Annotated in this window: 15 protein-coding genes; 7 read left to right on the plus strand and 8 right to left on the minus strand. The window is 41.4% G+C overall.

Annotation, left to right across the window (positions count from 1 at the left end; genetic code table 11):
• Positions 1-2 precede the first annotated feature (2 nt).
• From bamA to P3L47_RS09980, 5 genes are all read left to right on the plus strand, one after another.
• The gene (gene bamA, locus P3L47_RS09960) at positions 3-2,675 is read left to right on the plus strand and encodes an outer membrane protein assembly factor BamA (protein WP_277783504.1); all 2,673 of its coding nucleotides are present in this window, start codon (positions 3-5) and stop codon (positions 2,673-2,675) included.
• Between the two features lie 145 nt (positions 2,676-2,820).
• Complete coding sequence (locus tag P3L47_RS09965; RefSeq protein ID WP_277783505.1) at positions 2,821-3,339, plus strand: OmpH/Skp family outer membrane protein; 519 nt, start codon at positions 2,821-2,823, stop codon at positions 3,337-3,339.
• A gap of 68 nt (positions 3,340-3,407) precedes the next feature.
• A complete protein-coding gene (locus tag P3L47_RS09970; protein ID WP_122362855.1) occupies positions 3,408-3,911 on the plus strand; it encodes an OmpH/Skp family outer membrane protein in 504 nt (167 codons plus the stop codon).
• A gap of 80 nt (positions 3,912-3,991) precedes the next feature.
• Positions 3,992-4,825, plus strand: coding sequence for a glutamate racemase (gene murI / locus P3L47_RS09975; RefSeq protein ID WP_277783506.1), 834 nt, complete (start codon positions 3,992-3,994; stop codon positions 4,823-4,825).
• Between the two features lie 9 nt (positions 4,826-4,834).
• On the plus strand, positions 4,835-5,503 hold the full coding sequence (locus P3L47_RS09980; RefSeq protein WP_277783507.1) for a M15 family metallopeptidase: 669 nt from the start codon (positions 4,835-4,837) through the stop codon (positions 5,501-5,503).
• Here P3L47_RS09980 and P3L47_RS09985 read toward each other — a convergent pair.
• Together P3L47_RS09985 and P3L47_RS09990 are read right to left on the minus strand one after the other, a co-directional pair.
• Entirely contained in the window at positions 5,500-5,868 is a 369-nt protein-coding gene (locus P3L47_RS09985; protein WP_277783508.1) for a YccF domain-containing protein, read from the minus strand. The genes P3L47_RS09980 and P3L47_RS09985 overlap by 4 nt on opposite strands.
• Positions 5,869-5,925: 57 nt before the next feature.
• The gene (locus P3L47_RS09990) at positions 5,926-7,182 is read right to left on the minus strand and encodes a peptidoglycan DD-metalloendopeptidase family protein (protein ID WP_277783509.1); all 1,257 of its coding nucleotides are present in this window, start codon (positions 7,180-7,182) and stop codon (positions 5,926-5,928) included.
• Between the two features lie 186 nt (positions 7,183-7,368).
• Between P3L47_RS09990 and P3L47_RS09995 the strand changes: the two genes are divergently transcribed.
• Both P3L47_RS09995 and P3L47_RS10000 read left to right on the plus strand, forming a co-directional pair.
• Positions 7,369-7,794, plus strand: coding sequence for an META domain-containing protein (locus tag P3L47_RS09995; protein ID WP_122362860.1), 426 nt, complete (start codon positions 7,369-7,371; stop codon positions 7,792-7,794).
• 5 nt (positions 7,795-7,799) lie between these two features.
• Entirely contained in the window at positions 7,800-8,246 is a 447-nt protein-coding gene (locus P3L47_RS10000) for an META domain-containing protein (protein ID WP_122362861.1), read from the plus strand.
• 145 nt (positions 8,247-8,391) lie between these two features.
• Here the strand turns inward: P3L47_RS10000 and P3L47_RS10005 are convergent, their stop codons facing one another.
• The 6 genes from P3L47_RS10005 to P3L47_RS10030 all read right to left on the minus strand — a co-directional run bounded on the left by P3L47_RS10005 (position 8,392) and on the right by P3L47_RS10030 (position 18,450).
• Positions 8,392-9,027: a hypothetical protein gene (locus P3L47_RS10005; protein ID WP_277783510.1), complete on the minus strand. Its 636-nt coding sequence runs from the start codon at positions 9,025-9,027 to the stop codon at positions 8,392-8,394.
• A gap of 75 nt (positions 9,028-9,102) precedes the next feature.
• Positions 9,103-9,909: a DUF5018-related domain-containing protein gene (locus P3L47_RS10010; protein WP_277783511.1), complete on the minus strand. Its 807-nt coding sequence runs from the start codon at positions 9,907-9,909 to the stop codon at positions 9,103-9,105.
• A gap of 21 nt (positions 9,910-9,930) precedes the next feature.
• Complete coding sequence (locus tag P3L47_RS10015) at positions 9,931-11,916, minus strand: RagB/SusD family nutrient uptake outer membrane protein (protein WP_277783512.1); 1,986 nt, start codon at positions 11,914-11,916, stop codon at positions 9,931-9,933.
• Positions 11,917-11,936: 20 nt separating this feature from the next.
• The gene (locus P3L47_RS10020; protein WP_277783513.1) at positions 11,937-15,209 is read right to left on the minus strand and encodes a SusC/RagA family TonB-linked outer membrane protein; all 3,273 of its coding nucleotides are present in this window, start codon (positions 15,207-15,209) and stop codon (positions 11,937-11,939) included.
• 47 nt (positions 15,210-15,256) lie between these two features.
• Positions 15,257-15,775, minus strand: coding sequence for a DNA-binding domain-containing protein (locus tag P3L47_RS10025; RefSeq protein WP_277783514.1), 519 nt, complete (start codon positions 15,773-15,775; stop codon positions 15,257-15,259).
• A 416-nt stretch (positions 15,776-16,191) separates the two neighbouring features.
• Positions 16,192-18,450: a sensor histidine kinase gene (locus P3L47_RS10030; protein ID WP_277783515.1), complete on the minus strand. Its 2,259-nt coding sequence runs from the start codon at positions 18,448-18,450 to the stop codon at positions 16,192-16,194.
• Between the last annotated feature and the right edge of the window lie 46 nt (positions 18,451-18,496).

Genomic DNA, 18,496 nt, shown 5'->3' on the forward strand with positions numbered 1-18,496 from the left:
ATATGTACAAAAGAATAGTGCTGTTTTTTATTTTCCTAGGTTTTGCCTGCGGAGCATTTGCCCAGGAAAGTGACACTACCAAGGTTGAAGCACCGGCGGAAGTGCCGGTCATTAATTACTCGATATCGCCTAAACGGTATAAGATTGCCGATATTAAGGTGACGGGTATTAAGAATTATGATGATTTCGTGTTAATCGGTTTCTCCGGACTATCGGTCGGCGATGTAGTTACCGTACCCGGCGACGAGATTACAGCAGCGGTAAAGCGTTTTTGGAAACACGGATTGTTCTCGGATGTAAAAATCCTGGCAACCAAGATTGAAGGCGACGAGATCTGGCTGGAATTTCAGTTGAAGCAACGTCCCCGTATATCGGAAGTAAATTATCATGGTATCAAGAAAGGAGAGCGGGAAGACCTGGAAGCCAAGCTGGGCTTGAAGAAGGGATTCCAGATCACTCCGAACGTGATAGACCGTACAAAGATCGTTATTCAGAAGTTCTTTGACGGCAAAGGTTTTAAGAATGTAGACGTTGATATTGTACAGCGCGACGACTTGTCAAAGGAAGGCGAAGTGATCGTCGATATCAATATCGATAAGAACGAAAAGACTAAGATTCATCGTATTTACTTTGAAGGAAATAAGGAACTTACTGCCCGTGACCTGAAAAAGGCGATGAAGAAGACAAACGAAAAGTTCAGTCTGCCGAACGACTGGAAGACCAGTATCCTGGAAGCATTCAGTACGAAGAAGTTTACTACTGAAGAATACGAAAAAGATAAGCAGAACATTATTGCCAAGTATAACGAACACGGTTATCGTGATGCCGTATTGCTGGCTGATAGTGTTGTGAACTACAATGAGAAGAAAGTCGATATCTACCTGAAACTGGAAGAAGGAGACAAGTATTATCTGAAAGACATTCGTTTTGTGGGTAATACACAGTATGCTTCAGATTACCTGGAAGCTATCCTCGGAATGAAGCCGGGTGAGGTGTACAACCAGAAGAAACTGACCGAACGTCTGTCTACGGATGAAGATGCCGTATCCAATGTGTATTACAATAATGGTTACATCTTCTTTAGTGCCGACCCGGTGGAAGTAGATGTGGATAACGACTCCATCTCTTTGGAAGTACGTATCCAGGAAGGTCCGCAGGCTACCATCAACCGTGTAATCATCAATGGTAACGACCGTCTGTATGAAGATATCGTACGTCGTGAGCTTCGTACCAAACCGGGTATGTTGTTCAGTCGTGAAGACTTGATGCGTTCCGTTCGTGAAATTGCCCAGATGGGACACTTCGACCCTGAAAACATGGATCCGAAGCCAATTCCCGATCCGGAAAACGGAACAGTGGATATTCAGTATAACCTGACGTCAAAGGCCAACGACCAGATCGAGTTCTCGGCAGGTTGGGGACAGACAGGTGTGATCGGTAAGCTGAGTCTGAAGTTTACGAACTTCTCCATGAAGAACTTCCTGAATCCGAAGACCTATAAAGGTATCATTCCGCAGGGTGAAGGTCAGACTTTGACATTGAGCGGTCAGACCAACGGACGATACTATCAGGCATACAGTATTTCATTTATGGACCCGTGGTTCGGTGGCAAACGTCCGAATACACTTTCTGTAAGTGCTTATTTCTCTAAACAGACTGATATCAGTAGTAACTACTATAATAATAGTATGTCTAATTATTATGGAGGTTATCCTTACTATGGTAGTTATGGCGGCATGTATGGCGGATACTATGGTAATTATGGTGGTTACTATAATAATAACTACGAACTTGCCTATGACCCGGATAAATCGATCATGATGTTCGGACTTTCTGCCGGTTACGGTAAACGTTTGAGCTGGCCTGATGACTACTTCCAGTTCATGGCAACTTTGAACTATCAGTTGTATATGATGCATGACTGGGCATACTTCCTGGTTCAAAATGGCAATTGCCATAATATCAACCTGGAATTGATGTTACAGCGTAACTCTATCGACAACCCGTTGTATACTCGTCGTGGTTCACAATTCTCTTTCTCCGTCAGTGCGACTCCTCCTTACTCTTTGTGGGATGGAAAGGATTATGAAAATATGAGTGACAATGATGAAAGTAAATTTAAGTTCATCGAATACCATAAATGGAAGTTCAAAGCAAAGATTTTCTCTCCGTTGGCTCCTATGGCTATCAAACGTACGCCGGTATTGATGACCCGTGTGGAATACGGATTCCTGGGATCTTACAACAAACATAAACGTTCTCCGTTTGAAACATTCTATATGGGTGGTGACGGTATGAGCGGATATTCCAGTACATACGCAACGGAAACGATCGGTTTGAGAGGTTACGAAAACGGTAGTATCGCCGGTAACGGTGGCTATAACTCGTATGGTTATGCTTACTCTCGTTTGGCAATGGAGTTACGTTATCCGTTCTTGCTGGAACCGTCTTCTACTATTTACGGTCTAGTGTTTGCTGAAGCTGGTAACGCATGGAGAGATTTGAAGAGCTTTAATCCGTTTGACTTGAAACGTTCTGCCGGTGTCGGTGTTCGTATCTTCCTGCCGATGATCGGTTTGATGGGTATCGACTGGGCATATGGTTTCGACAAGGTGGATGGTTCACGTAGTGCAGGTGGTAGTAACTTCCACTTCATTATCGGACAGGAGTTTTAGTTAATTGAGAATTAAAAATTGAAAATTGATAATTGGTTATGCTGTTAAAGTGTTAATTGTGTATTATTAATTTTCAATTTTCAATTCCCCATTTTCAATTCTCTTATCTTTGCGGTCAGAGAGTGAAACTATAAAAAGAAAGCGTATGAAGAAGATTATTGTTTTGAGTTGTATGATGCTCCTCTGCTCTTTTGCCGGTATGGCGCAAAAGTTTGCTTTGATAGATACGGAATATATTTTGAAAAATATTCCGGCTTATGAAATGACAAATGAACAGTTGAGCCAGATATCGAAGAAATGGCAGAACGAAGTGGAGGCGCTCCAGCAGGAAGCACAGAATATGTATAAGACTTATCAGAGTGACCTGGTGTTCCTTTCTGCCGAGATGAAAACAAAGCGTGAAGAAGAGATCGTGAAGAAAGAACAGGAAGCACAAGATCTGAAACGCCAATATTTCGGACCGGAAGGTGAGTTATATAAGAAACGTGAGAGTTTGGTGCAGCCTATCCAGGATGAAATATATAATGCGGTGAAAGAAATATCGGAAGACAAAGGGTATCAGCTGATTCTCGACCGTGCTTCTGTTATGAATAATATTATTTTTGCTTCTCCGAAAATAGATATCAGTAATGAAGTGCTGTTAAAGTTAGGATATTCAAAATAAATGCTTACATTTGTGCGCTTTATGCACAAAAATATGATTGATTAATAACAAGTAATATTTTATAGAAAATGAAGAAACTGATTATTTTTTTGTTGATGATCCTGCCGTTAGGCGTTTTTGCTCAGGAAGCTAAAGTAGCAATCGTAAATTCAAATGAAATTATGGCTGCAATGCCGGAATTGACTGCTATGCAGGAAACGATGAAGCAGATGAATGACAAATATGCTGGCGAGATGAAGACGATGGAAGATGAATGGCAGAAGAAATATGCTGATTATATCGCTCAACAGGATTCAATGACTGAAAATATCAAAGTAAGAAGAATGCAGGAATTGCAGGATATCGAACAGCGTGTTCAGAACTTTACACAGGTAGCTCGTCAGGATATGGACAAAAAACAGCAGGAACTGTTGGCTCCGATCCAGGACAAGATCAGAACAGCTATCAAGGCAGTAGGTGATGAAAAAGGCTATGCTTATATCTTCGATAACAATCCTGGTATCGTTCTTTATACTGGTAATTCAGCAATTGATGCAACTCCGCTGGTAAAAGCTAAATTAGGTTTGAAATAATCGATTCTAATTAGGATATAACAAAGGATGCCTTTCTATGGAGGGGCATCCTTTGTTGTATTATAAAAGAAGGAAGAAATATGTTTTCACAACAAACAGGACCGATCGGAATTTTTGATTCCGGCTATGGCGGGTTGACTGTCTTCGATAAGATACGTCAGGCCATGCCGGAATATGACTATATTTATTTAGGAGACAATGCACGTGCTCCGTATGGGCAACGTTCGTTTGAAGTTGTTTACCGGTTTACGCGTCAGGCGGTGTTGAAGTTGTTTGAAGAGGGTTGCCAGTTGGTTATTCTGGCATGTAACACGGCTTCGGCAAAGGCATTGCGATCCATCCAGCAGCTCGATCTTCCCGGGTGGGATACGGAACGCCGTGTGCTGGGGGTTATTCGTCCGACAGTGGAAATAATGGATCAGGTCAGTGTGACCAAACATGTCGGTGTTTTGGGTACTTCCGGTACGATCTCTTCACAATCCTATTCCCTCGAAATAGGTAAAATGTTTCCGCATATGAAGGTGACCGGCGAAGCTTGTCCGATGTGGGCTCCTTTGGTTGAGAATAATGAGTTCGATTCGCCGGGAGCAGACTATTTTGTGAAAAAGCATTTGGAGCATATTCTTTCCATCGATCCACAGATAGATACTTTGGTACTGGGATGCACGCATTATCCTCTTTTAATGGGTAAAATCAGACAATATTTGCCGGATGGGGTTACCGTACTCCCACAAGGAGAATACGTGGCAGAAAGTCTAATAGACTACTTAAAAAGACATCCGGAGATGAACAGGCGGCTTACACGTGGTGGAGAATGTCGTTTTCTAACGACAGAATCGGCTGTAAAGTTTTCAGATGCAGCTTCTGTCTTCTTGAATGATCCGATAGAGGTAGAACAGATATCCATCGATTAAATAGTGTTTATGAGTTGGCAAAAGTATGTTTTCCTGTTGCTGATACTGTGTTTTAGTCCGTTCAGTAGTGCGGAGGAGCTGGATACTTATTTGCGTAATAAAGGGCTGGTGGATATTTCGACTTTGGACTCTACTATTTGTGTACAATTGATCTATGCGACATCCGACAATTTTATGGGGAAAGCCGTTTACTCGGGAATAACACGTGCATGGCTTCACCCGGATGCGGCAAAAAAGCTTGTGGCTGCACAACAATTATTGAAAAAAGAGCAGCCCGGTTTAACGCTGGTTGTATATGATGCCGCCCGCCCGATGTCGGTACAACGAAAAATGTGGGCACTTGTGCGGGGAACAGACAAAGTGAATTATGTGAGTAACCCGGCGAATGGAGGAGGACTGCATAATTACGGGATGGCAGTAGATGTCACTATCCTGGATGAAGCGGGCGTAGCTCTTCCTATGGGAACGCCTTTTGATTTCTTTGGTGAAGAAGCCCATACGAATAATGAAGAGGCTTTATTGAATGCTGGTAAGATAGATCGTACAGACTATGACAACCGGCGGTTGCTACGTCGGATTATGAAACAGGCCGGATTCCGCATCATTCCATATGAATGGTGGCATTTCAATGCTTGTAGCCGGGCGGAAGCCCGGCAAAGTTATTCGGTACTGGATTAATTGATATTCTTTCCGAAAGGAGTCAGTGCGAGGGCTGCCATTTTAAAATGCTGCCTACCCCAGGGAATACCGATGATTGTGATACATAACAGCAAACCGAACCCGAGATGGGTCAGGCAAATCCAGAAACCTCCCAATATAATCCAAAGTATGTTCATGATGATACAAAGGCAACCGCCCGAATTTCCATTATCTGTAACGGTACTCCCGAAAGGCCATAATGCCAGTAGTGCCAGTTTAAGGGTCTGTAACCCGAAAGGAATCCCAATGATCGTGATCATCAGTAGCAGGCTTGAAATCAGATATTCAATACTGGTAATCAATCCGCCGAATATTAGCCAAATGAGGTTGCCTAAAAATTTCATATGTCTCTGAATTTATCGTTTTCACAAATGTAGCATAATTCTCATTAAAAGCAATAGTTATTGAGCCTTAAACGAATAGGCATTGCTCATACTGTCTAACTCCGCAAGCACTTGTTGTTTTACGATCTGGAAGCTGTCGCGAAGTTCCGGCTTGACAGGAAGTGATGGAGGTGCTTCCATATTCAACGGGTTGATCGGTTGTCCGTTCTTATGTACACGGAAGTCCAGGTGAGGACCCGTTGAAAGGCCGGTCGAACCGACATAGGCGATCACTTCGCCCTGCTGAACATGGCTACCCACCTGTATGCCTTTGGCAAACTTGCTAAGGTGCATATAGGTTGTCGTATAGACTGAGTTATGTTTTACTTTCAAAAAATTTCCTCCGCCATTCTGATATCCTTTTGCGATCACAGTTCCGGCTCCGATACTTTTGACCGGAGTGCCGACCGGAGCTGCATAATCGACCCCGTGATGTGCACGGTAGCGTTTCAAAATCGGATGGAAGCGGGCATTGGTAAAACGTGAAGTGATACGGAAGATATCCAGCGGTGCCTTCAGGAAAGCTTTCCGGAGAGAATTACCATCCTGGTCGAAATACTCGAAGACGCTGTCCTGTGTAAAAGGAATGGCTACAAAATCTTTACCCTGGTGGGTGAAGACTGCTCCCTGGATACCGCTTATATTTAAAGCGGTGGTATCATCGATATAAGCAATGTCGTAGAGTACGCGGAAAGAATCCCCTTCCTTTACATCGTAAAAGTCGATTTGCCAGGCAAAAACATCGGCAATATTAATTGCCAGCAACGGGTTTACACCTTTTGATTGCAGCACGTTCCATAGGGAGGAATTGATTGTTCCTTCCACATATTGTCGCTTTAAAGTGATCGGTTTGTTAAATTCATAGGCACTGATCGTATCACCGGTAAAGTCGATTACGGCATAGTCCGTCTTCGTTTTGGCAAAAGCGATATAGCGGATTTGGGCGGCACTATCCTGCATACTGAATGTATAATAGTGCATTCCTGCCTGTAATTTAGTTGGGTCCAGTACCTCGATTGACGAGCGGCTGATGCTGTCCGCTATCAGGGCAGAGAAACCCAGGTTTGAGAAAATGGCGGCAGGATTGTCTCCGTTTTTCATCTTGTATTCTTTGATATCCAGCGTGTCGATACAGATGCCGTATTGATATGCGCGTTGCACACTGTCGATCCATTCGCTGTCAACTTCTTCTTCGCATTGTTTAGGTGTGTTTTTGCAGGAGATACCTAATATAAACAGTAAAATCAAAATAGGTGCAATGCCCGATCTCATCATTATATCCTCATTTATAGTTTGTTCGTCGGGTGCAAACTTACAGAAAATAATGTAAATGCTCAGAAGGATAGGAGCGGCAGAGTGAAAATGGATTGTTAATGTTAACTAAATCCAGTACTTTTGGGGAACAATTTCGACGGATTTAGCGTCTTATCTTTGTAAGTGATATAACAAATAGTATAGAATATGAAAAGAGTGATTTTTTATGTATTGATGCTCCCGATGGTACTTGGGATGATGATTTCTTGTTCTGAAGCCAAAACAGATGCAAAGAAACTGGAAGGTAAATGGAATGTAATAGAAGTAAAAGGTGAAAAGATTCTGAAAGAAGGATTACCTTATATGGAATTTGATATGGCACAAAATAAATTGCATGGAAATGCCGGTTGCAACATGTTCAATTCTTCTTTTACGTTAGATGACAAGGACATTTCTTCAATCACGATAGCACCGGGTGCTGCTACCATGATGGCTTGTCCGGACATGGCGACAGAAGATGCTATCATGCAGGCGATGGGTAATGTGAAAGCTGTAAAAGCCGGTAGCTCAGAGAATGAAATGGTGTTAGTAGACCAGGACGGTAATGTTCTGCTTGTCTTATCTAAAAACTAAAGGAAATGAAGAAGTATCTATATCTATGCCTGGCAGTTGTAGGGATAGCCGTATTTGCTTCCTGTAAATCTCAAAAAGCAGTGGTTGCTTCCTATTCAGACCTGGATGGTGAATGGAGCGTGGTGGAACTGAACGGTAATAAATTAGATCCGGACAAAAGTAACCAGCTTATCGTCATAGACGTAGCGCGCAACCATCTGTCCGGAAATGCAGGATGCAACCGTATGAACGGCAGCATTGAATATTCTGAAGCCCGGAAGAACATCATCAAGTTTCCGCAAGTAGCGACAACGCGCATGGCCTGTCCGGAATTGAAAGGTGAACAGGAGTTTCTGGAAGCTTTGAACAAAGTAGTTCGTTTTGAAGCGGAAGGCGATGTCAAACCAGTGAATACAGTAGCCTTTTACGGTACCGATAATGGCAAACTGATGGTTATTGAAAAGAAGAAATAAGTAATTTCATAAAAAGGAGAGGTGGCCCTGTTGAAGGAGGCCACCTCTTTGAGATTTAAGGATTAAACATAAAGTTTTGTCGCATATTCCCACGCCAAAAGGAATTAAACGTATTATGTCCATCAGAAAACCATCAATAATTTTTTTATAGAGTGAAAGCGTAATTGCATAGTTTTACAACTTGGTCTATGGAGTTAAAGTCTACCTGATTCTCTTCCATGTATTTTTTTAATTGTTCTTTTTGTTTCGGGAATAGTTTTAAAAACTGTTTTTCTGTGGAAAAACGTTTTAACCGTTTGTTTATATCGAGATAGAATTGATATCTTATATTTGCTAATTCTATATTATTTGTATTATCTTCTATTCCATATGAATAGAGGTTTGAGTAGCTGTCTACAGAAGCGGTTTCTGTTTTTCCTCCCATTGATAAATTCTTCTTGATTCTTTTTTCTCCTATATATTGGATGAGTATGATGGGATCGTTTTGTATGACTTCGGCAGCTTCATTTCCTGATATTAGGCGGAAGGTCCTGTTGCCCGCTTTGATGGAGACAATCATGCCTGGATCTGTAAATTCTTTTTTCTCATTATCTTTATCAATGAAGATAAATTCGTTTTTGAACAAATCATAATTGGTAGGTACTTGAAATACTTTTCCATCTTTATAATAGATATAAGAGCTTGTAAAGTCGGGGAATAGATATTGATCTTTTTTCTCTTGACTCCAAAGCGTTGTTGGTATTACCAATAATATAGCTAAAACAATAAAAGCGTGTCTCATGTCTTTTTTTTAGTCTTCTGATGAGGGATAAAAAAGGAGTGTGTATTGGTTTAACACACTCCTTTGTATTTTGTGTTACCAGGTTGTATACGATGTATTTGCTTGTGCAAATTCAGGGGTTACTTCTAACAGATGAACTTGAACTTCATACAAACGTTGCGCTTGCGGAACACCATCCGGACGTATTGCGATATTCTTTACAAGATACTGTTGGGGTTTGGTGTAGTCACCCGGAGTACCTAACTGAGGTGCACCGTTGACCGGTTCCACTGTGCAAGAATAGGAATTTGCCCAAATGAATTCTAATACCATTTCGTGTTGTTTTACAGGCATGACTACGTAACGGAACATATCCTCTTTAGCGCCAGCAGATTCACTTTCAATCTTTTCGATGTAGGCATACGGTTTAACTGATTCGCTATCGAAAGCTGATTTAATGAAAGCATGTCCTTTGTTAGGTGTTCCATAGCCTACTTTGTCGTAAGAAAATAGATGGATGATGTACTTCTTACCTTCCGGTGCAGAACTGTCATCTACTATTTCGAGCGTGTTTTTGACCATTGTTTTTTCACCGGGAGCCAATGTCTTACCTAAAATAGTAATATTTCCCTCAGTGACGTTTGTATATTCGGTTTCACCCAGGAAAGCAGGAATATATGATTTAGCCAAAAAATAATCCAACCACTGTCCGGAAGTTCCGTAATTGATTTGCCATACTTTGTTTTTGAACAATTCACGCGGGCGGTTTCTCATATATCCGCTTCCCAAACCAAGTTCGCTGTAAGCCGATTCTGGAACTTCGTCCCATACGATTCCGCTTTGGCAACCGGACAAGCTGGTTAAACCGAGTGTCAATGCTAATACTATATTTTTAAGTTTCATATTTCTGATTATTTGATACGATTAGTTATAACTTCTGTTTTCCCATCCCGGATTCTGTACAAAGTTGTGATTTGTCTCCAATGTGGATTTTGCAAACGGCAATTTGTAGAATACGGCATTATTGAATTTACGATTATAGTAAGTCGTTTGATCAACCGGACGGATTTCAAAATAAGGCGTGAAGTATTTAGGATCATCTTTTGGTGCCAAATAGCCGTTTTCGCCAACCTTTTCACTTTCGATACCTTTACGGAAGATAAACATGCCTTTAGTCGGTTTGTTTAATTCGTCGATCGTTGTCTTACCCTCTGATTCTCCCCATCTTATCAGGTCAAAGTAACGCTGTGCAGGTACTTCATATGCAAATTCGATACGGCGTTGCAACTTGTATTCTTCCCACAAGTCGTGACCGACTGCTGATGCGTCGAAATTGTCTAAACCGGCGCGGTTACGAATCTGATTGATATACTCTCTTACTTCGTTTTCTTTGCCTCCTAATTTATAAGCAGCTTCTGCACAGTTCAACAATGCTTCGGCATAACGTACCATGAAGTAGCAAGCCGAAGATTGGGTGTAGTTTACTGTTCCGTTTTCGTTGTAACGACCAATGGTGTATTTGGCAGCATAATAGCTGGTCACAGTCGATTGGGCAGCACCGGTAATATCCAGTTTTTCTGTGTGTTTATAATATGTACCCAAAGCACTGTATTTTTCTGTTTTGGTGAATTCGGAATTGTCGATCCATGTACGAATCAGATACCTTTCATTTTCATTTCCTGCATAATAAGAGCTGTCGTAAAGGATAGTTGCGTAAAAACGTTTATCTCTGTCCTTATACATATCCAAATAGTTTTCGCTGGTTGCTGTCAATTGGCCTTTTGAGTTTTGGGTAATACCCATTTCTTGAGCTTGGGTTGTTTTCCACCATTGCATCCATTTGCCAGTCGCTTTGTCTTTCTGGTAATAGCAGTCTACCAATTCTTGAGTAGGATAAGCACCTCCACGACCTCCTTCCCAATCTGGAGCAAAGTCAGTTGTTCCACCATACATTTTTGCCCAAGATACCGGATGCGAATAATTGGCCGGATTGAAACCTGAACGATTTATCTCGTTGAACATCACCGGCCAAATAGATTCGGCGGATGTATGTCCTTTTGAACCATTGAATAATTGCGCATAATCCGGGTCCAGTTCATATTTACCTATGACAGCTTTAGCGGCATCGTAAGCCATTTGGTAATAATGTTTGGCATCTTTGGTGAATTTGTACATCGCTTTGCTTTCTGCCGAGCCGTTCAGTTGGTCGTATAACCCTTTGGCTGAAGCTTCTGCAGCAGCAGCAGCATTCAGAGCAGTTCGCGATTTTAAGATTTGTACGGCATCAGCGTTGATCAGGCCTAATGTCGGTTGGCTTGATACTTTTTTAAACAACTCCAACGATTTGTCGTAATCGGATAAAATCTGATCAAAAACCTCTTCGCGTTTGTTCTGTGGAAGCATTGTTTCATCGAAAATTGTCATCGTCTCAATGATGATCGGCAGGATGCCCCAATATCTTTCCATATCGGCATAGAACAACCCGCGGAAAGCATACGTTTCTGCCAGCAATTGGCTTAATTCGGCTTCTGTGATACCTGGTACTTCCGGAATGCGTTCGATGGCCATGTTGGCTTGACGTATTCTTTTGTATCCGTCACCCCAAGGTGCACCGATTAGACCGATACCGTTCTGTTCATCGTAATATCTGTTGTTGAAGTCATGCTGGCGGAATGTATTCTGGTCGCGGTCGATGTTTCCACAAGCATTGTCAGACCATTGTTCTGCTTGGAATTGTTGGTTGGCACCAGCCGGAGCCCATAAGTAGAACTGGTTCACAAATGCACGCGACAATTGTGGATTTGTCCAAAACTGATCTTCGAATACTGAGGTTGTCGGTTCGATTCCCAGTGGGTCACAACTGGATAAGCAAACCGCAGCAAATAAAGCTATTATATTTAATTTCTTCATTTTATTTAATTCTTATGTGATTACAATGTTAATGTCGCACTTAGTGTGAATGAACGCTGAGTAGGATAACTACCTAATTTGTTTCCACCCCAAATAGAGTTTGCAGGGATGTATTCCGGGTCGGTCAAGTTATGGAACGGATTATCTTTCTTTACCCAAGTGAATACATTGTTGGCAATAAAGTTGACTTGCAATCCTTTAATAACGTCAACGTTCTTCAGTACACGGCGTTTCAAGTCATAACTGACACTGATATTTTTCAGCTTCAGATAAGAAGCGTCATATACCCACATATCGATAAAGCTATAACCCCATGCGATACCAGAATTAGTCGCCATTGGTAATTTATTGTCAACCGGGTTACCAGGTGTATAGGATTCCGGATATAAGAACTTACCGTAATTATAGAAATAATCCTGTTGTGAACGTGCCGGAGAGGTAACGTCACCACTTACGCTGGATGCTCCCTGGAAGAAGAGTTCAACACTGAATTCTTTCCAACCGGCTCCTAAGGTAATACCGTAAAGTGTTTGCGGAGTCGTACCACCACCCTCGATAAAATGATAGTCAGGAATACTCGAAGAACCATCTTTATTGGCATCCACTATTCTCGGTGTACCGATATGTTGGTTACGAGACGGGTTCAGGTATGACCAATACATATCTTCGTAGGAAGTAAAAATGCCGTTGGTAGGCAAACCATACGTATAGGTCGGTTGATGGATATTCTTACCTAAGTCATTCCAGTTAGTATAGTAATAATCTTCCGATTTGTCGGCATGTCTTACGGCTACCTCTTCCCAGTGAGTGAAGTTTGCACCGAGACGGTAGGTGAAATCTCCGATCTTATCATTCCAGTTCAGTGAAAATTCAACACCACCTTTGTGTCGGGTTACGTAAGGAGCGTTCATCTTAGGTGTGTTGGGCAAACCAAGAATCGGGGTATAGACAATTTCCGGGTTCATGTCGATTTCCTCTCCTTTGTTCAGATACAGATACGTGTCGAACGATCCCGTTAAACGTTCTTTGAAGAATCCGAAGTCGACACCGCCACTGATCTGTTGTGATTCACCCCATGTCAGGTTACTGGATACGTTTGATTCTGCCCAGGCTGTGTTGGCTGACATATTTTCACCTAACAGAACTCTTCCGCTTTGCATCGCATATTGGTTCATGTAGCTGAAGGGTTTTGCCAATTCGTCACCCACCAAACCATAACCAGCACGGAGCTTGAATGAACTGATGATGTCCTTGTTAATGATATTCTTGATGAACTCTTCTTCCGTCAATACCCAACCTGCAGATGCTGCATAGAAGAATCCCCAGCGTTTGTCCGGATGGTAGCACAACGAACCGTTGTAGTTGGCACTCAACTGCAACAGGTATTTACTGGCATAGTCATAAGTGACACGACCTACCCAAGAGGCAGAGCCCCATAATCCTTCCGTTCCATCAACTTTGTTCATGCTGGCTCCGGCTTCAATCTGCGGATTGAAAATTGTCGGATAACCTTTTGCTTGAGCGTATGTGTAGTTGGTATGACGTTTCTGGCTGGTATAGTTGACCATGGCCGTCAAGTTGTGCTTGCCGAAAGAACGGGTGTAGTCCGCCTGCAAAATACCGGTTGTCAGAGAGTAGTTGTTCCACGACTGTGCTAAATTGGCATCGTTTGCATTATAAGCACTCTCTTGGGTTGCATACGGGTTACCGTATACTCCGACTTCCGGATGATTGAATGTCTTGTTCATGGAGTTACTGTAGTTGAAGTTGACACTTCCACTGACAGAAAGCCCTTCTACCCAAGGCAAGCTCCATTTCAGACCGATGTTGGTTTGTAGACGGTAATCGTTGGTATTGTTGAAACCTGTACGTAAACGGGAATCCAAACCTCCCGCTTTTTCCAAACCGGTTGTCCACTTTTGAGGAGATTTATACATTTCCTGTCCTTCAATCAAGATATTGTTAAAGATACCGTCACCTCCTGCCGGTTGGTTCTTTTTAGCCATTACGCCATTCAGGTTTAAGGTGAATTTCAGACTCTTGTCTTTCAATAGATAAGCATCTGTGTTGACGATGGCATTGTATTGTTCGTAATCGTATGTGTCACTGATACCGTTTTGCTTCATATACCCTAGACTGGAGTAGTATCTTACTCTTTCGCTACCACCGCGTACGCTCAGATTGGTTTGGGTCATCGGTTGGGTATGGTCAAAGTAATCCCATGCGTTATAGTTTCCGTAGTAGTTTTCTATATCACCACCCTGTGTTACAAACGGGTTGAATAGGTCGTTCACTTGGTCCAGCGTATATCCCATTCCGTACTTTTGGTTTACCATATCGGTTATCTGTTGACGGCCGTATCCTTGTTCTTTCAAATGTCCCATGTAAAATTTGGACATTTCTGTGTTGTTGAAAAATGGGCTTTCTCTTAGGGTTGCGGCTGCGATTTCATTCTTTGTATTCACATAATCCCATGTGTTCATAGCTTTGGGCTTGTAAGATGGAGTCATTATGGTCATTTTCTGGCTAAAAGAAATTTCCAGCTGCCCTTCTTGCCCTTTCTTGGTAGTCACAACGACTACACCATCCTTTGCACGCGGACCGTACACAGCAGTTGCGGAAGCATCCTTCAGGATACTCATGGAAGCGATGTCGTCCGGACGCAAACGGTTGAAGAATACTTCACCTTGATCTGTTTCCATCACAACATCATCAATTACATACAAAATCTTGCTACCGCCACGAATCCAGATTTTGGAAGTTTCACCCGGAGCTCCTGAACGTGCCTGCGTGATGATACCTGATACACGTCCACCTAATCCATCACTAGGGGAGGTTACTGGTAGCTTAGCGATTGATTCTACTTTTACGTTAACGGCAGCAGCAGTTAATGTTTTTGTTTTCTGTACACCGGCAAAACCGGTTACAACCACTTCGTCCAGGGCTTGCGAGTCTTCTGCTAACTTAACATTAATGGATGGTTGTCCTGTGTACTTGATTTCCTGGGTGGTATAACCAACGAAAGATATCTGGATGATACTTCCATTTTTTACTCCCTCTAATGTAAAATTACCGTCTATGTCGGTAATAATACCGTTTGTGGTTCCTTTTACAATTACAGATGCGCCGGTAACTGGACCGAATTCATCCTCTACTGTTCCTGTTACTTTCCCATTTTGTTGAGAAATGTTCACGCTCGATCTGATTGGTGTCGTTTCGGCATTCATGTCACTGGGTGAACATAATATACCTGCAAACAAAATCAAACCAACTGGTTTAAAGTTTTTTAGCATAACATGTGTTTTTTAATAATACTTTATTTTGGAATAATACATAAAGTCTAGGCAAACAATTCCGACTGTCGGAACAAGACTTCTCCGTTCAAACCGCCGCCAGGAGTGATTTGATTGTTTTCACTTCCTGTTGTTACATCTGTCACTTTTGTTATGACCGGTAGACCTTCAGATGTGCCGGATACTATTACAGTTATATTTTTCAACTCTTTTTTTAATTCGGTTTTAGGAGTACAGCGGAGAGTGACACTGTTTTTCGCCGGATCAAATTTGGTATCTGGTCCGATGAATGGTCCGTCAATCCCTAACGAGTTGGTGACAAATCCAAACTCGACTGTAGAGGCATTGTAAAGTTCTGTTTTGGCCTGCTCTTTTAAAGCGTTGTTAGCACTCTCAAGTTCCGATGCAGAAAATTTACTGTTAACAGCTGCCAATTGGCAGAGATCTTTTATTGATCGGTTTGCTTGATAGATTACATTAAAAGTAAAATCGTCTTCACGTTCAGTTAATTTGTTCGGTGTTAATTTACCAGTAATGCTTCGCATTTTAGGATTTGTTAATGTCATAATATAATTGATTTAATTAGTTCGTAGAGAACTAGGGTATATATGACCTTATTCTGCATTAAAAGAGTGATTTTTATTGAAATTTATATTCGGGAAAACTGATTTTGTAAACTTTTTATCGGAAATAGGACACATTATGTCGATATTTTTTTTAATATTTGCAAAATAATTAACCATAGTACTCTACGAACTTAGGTCTTTTGGAAAAGTTATTTTCTTAGTATGTTATTAAGGGCTGTTTTTTTATTCTTTTTAATTCCAATAAATCTGTGACTTGAATGTTGGTATTGTTGCTGCGGAAACTTTTTTCGCAAACAATATAGAGGTTAGATATTTATGTTTATTTTGATTAAAAATAATCAAGCAGGTAAGATTGGTATTATGTTCTCTCTTAATTATAATAGAATTCTATGTAATTATAATTTCCCAGGAATCTTTAAAATAAATCGGCTCCCATATCCTATTTCCGAAGAAATCAGGATATCTCCTTCCAGTCGTTCGGCAATGGTTTTACAGATGGAAAGACCTAAACCTGTACCCTGGGCAAATTCATCTTGTTTGTAAAAACGTTCAAACACTTTATCGATAGCCTCCTGGGAAATTCCAATGCCTGTATCTTCTACATAGATATAAACATTGTTTTCTTCCTTTTTGTATTGATATCCCAGTTTGATATATCCGTCTTTAGTGAATTTAACTGCATTATTTATGAAATTCGTAATCACTTGTGTAAACCTGAGACGGTCGACATGGACTTCGATAGTGGAAGAAGGAGCGTCCTTGATAAACTGAAGATGTTCCGGGATAAGCAAAAGATGGGTCTGATATATCTCGTCGATCAGATCATTTAATTTGAATGTTTCAAAGCTGAATGTCATACGGCCGGATTCGATGCGCGACAACTCCAGGATATCATTGATCAGTTTTAAAAGCAGATCACTGTTTTTATTGATCGTCTCTTTAAATATCTCTTTTTCTTCTTCCGTGATATCGTTCTCTTCCTGTAACAGATTGGAAAATCCAACGATTGCATTTAAAGGAGTTCGTATTTCGTGACTCATATTTGCCAGAAAAGCAGATTTCATTTTATTGGCTTCTTCGGCCTTTTCCTGTAAGATCATCAACTTTTCCTCTTTGTCTTTGAATGATTGTATATTCAGACACAGACCTATAACCGTTTGTTCGGAGTCGACCATCTCCTCACTGTGATTATAACGAAGTTCCCACCAGCAATACCCTTTCCCATCAAAACTGAACCGGCATTGGATGGTCGTCTCATCCCATTGTCCGGTGTAAATATCCCGGATATGACTGCGCAAATGTTCCCGGTCATCCGGATGTGTTATGGCTAATAGTTCAGTAAGAGACATATCCCTCGGCGTGACCTGGTTAGCCGCAAAGAAATCATTTTCAAAAATGAAGAGTCCTTTTTCCAGTTTCCATGCATAGGTATTACCACCTTCCAGCGCGAGTCTCAGAAACCGTCTTTCCTTAAATAAATTAATCTGTATTTGTTTTTTGCGGTTGAACTCACGCCTGTACATGAGAATTAACTTGATAATAACATAGATGATCAATATCAGAAATAAACTCCCCCCAATGATCATCGCTTTATGATAACGTTCATAAAATGGGAGATTATAGATGATGCAGCCTTCCGGCAAATCTTCTTTCTTAATGTTGAAGCGTTCCATTTCGTTCCAGTCGAAAGCATATACTTTCGGACTTTCCATAATAGAATAGTTGGTGGGAGACGCTCCGGACAAGATGTCGGCGGCCCGCGCAGAAACAATATCTGTCTGTATATCCAAAGTCGTGAAGTATCCTCCGGTGATCCCTTTGTCATCATTGAATCCGTTGTTGATCACTGTGAAATTAGGAACATTTGCCAGGCGCCCTATCGTCAGCACATCAAAATCGAGGATGATTTGCAAACAGGCCGTATACGGTTTGTTCTGGAAAATGGCTAACAGGCTTTGGGCTGAAAGAAAAGCTGTTTCAGTCGTGTATAAGACAGATTTCCCTGGTTCACCCGGGCAAATTTCCTTAGGATATTCATTCCTTTTTTGATGGTACAAACCAATACGTAAACTTCTTCCTGTGCCTCTGATCTCTTCCTGGATTGTTTTGAATGACTCCCTGCTCATGAAACGGGCATTCTTGAAAAACAGAATATTGGAAGCACCATATAATTTTTCTATCAGTTCGATTGTTTTCAAGTAATTAGGCTTATCCCAAAAACCGGTGAAGTTGAGATGTTGTTCCAACAAAGCCCAGTTGGGAAAGTTTACGGCGGAAAAGACGACAGGCTTGGTTTTTCCAAGCGGATGGCCGCAGGCCATTAAGGTATAAGTTGCCTGATCGTCATTAACCAAAATAATATCTGGATCCCAACTATTTATGGAATCTAAATAGTGGTACATGCGGGTGTTTTCTTCCTGCTCATTGTAACGTTCGCAATCCAGAAAGAACGTCTTCATATTTACCAGGATATCTTTTTTCTTCAATTTTTGGGCAATCAGATCGCTAAACCTGGAGTAGTTTATAAGGTCTTCCGTGTACGACTGGATAATAAGCACCTTATAGGGGGAGTTGCTACCGGCAGCCTCTATATAACCTTTTATTCCAATAGCGAATAAAAAGAAGAACAGCAATATGTGCCAAAAACGTTTCAATGAGTATTCCGTTATTAACCCTGCACTGTAAGTTTAATATTATAAT

Source organism: Parabacteroides chongii, assembly GCF_029581355.1.
Taxonomy (GTDB): domain Bacteria; phylum Bacteroidota; class Bacteroidia; order Bacteroidales; family Tannerellaceae; genus Parabacteroides; species Parabacteroides chongii.